A 571-nucleotide genomic window follows, 5' to 3' on the forward strand; every position below is an offset into this window, starting at 1 on the left:
CCTGCCAGAGAAGGTTAGATTGTTTATCGATTTTGTGATCGCATACCACATTCACTAAGATTCAATCCCCTTCCCAGCAAACAAAAAAACCAGAGTCGATGCTCTGGTTTTTTATTACTCATTTTTATGAGTACGCTAAGCGCCTTCGTTATGTAGCTCTAGGTTCGCGAGATCTTGTTGGATTTCACGCTCAACCTTTGAATCGTCATTACGTAAAGAGTCTAGGAAATCTAGGTACGCTTGGTCGATATCGCCCGTTACATACTCACCGTTGAATACGGATGTATCAAAACGAGAGATGTCTTGATTACCCATACCAACTGCAGAGATTAAGTCTGGTAACGTTTGGAAAATCAAAGCATCTGCACCAATCTGCTTACAAATCGTTTCGTTATCACGACCATGAGCAATTAACTCAGTCGCGCTCGGCATATCAATGCCGTAAACGTTCGGGAAGCGAACCTCCGGAGCGGCAGAAACCATGAAGACTTTGTTTGCACCAGAATCACGAGCCATCTCAATGATCTGCTCTGATGTTGTACCACGAACAATCGAGTCATCAACCAGTAGA

Annotated in this window: 1 pseudogene; it reads right to left on the reverse strand. The window is 43.6% G+C overall.

The features are described from left to right. Positions 1-135 precede the first annotated feature (135 nt). Positions 136-571: pseudogene (locus AB4496_RS27535) on the reverse strand (amidophosphoribosyltransferase); the annotation flags it as partial.

Source organism: Vibrio sp. 10N.222.46.A1 (genome assembly GCF_041473595.1).
In the GTDB taxonomy this organism is placed as follows: domain Bacteria; phylum Pseudomonadota; class Gammaproteobacteria; order Enterobacterales; family Vibrionaceae; genus Vibrio; species Vibrio tasmaniensis_A.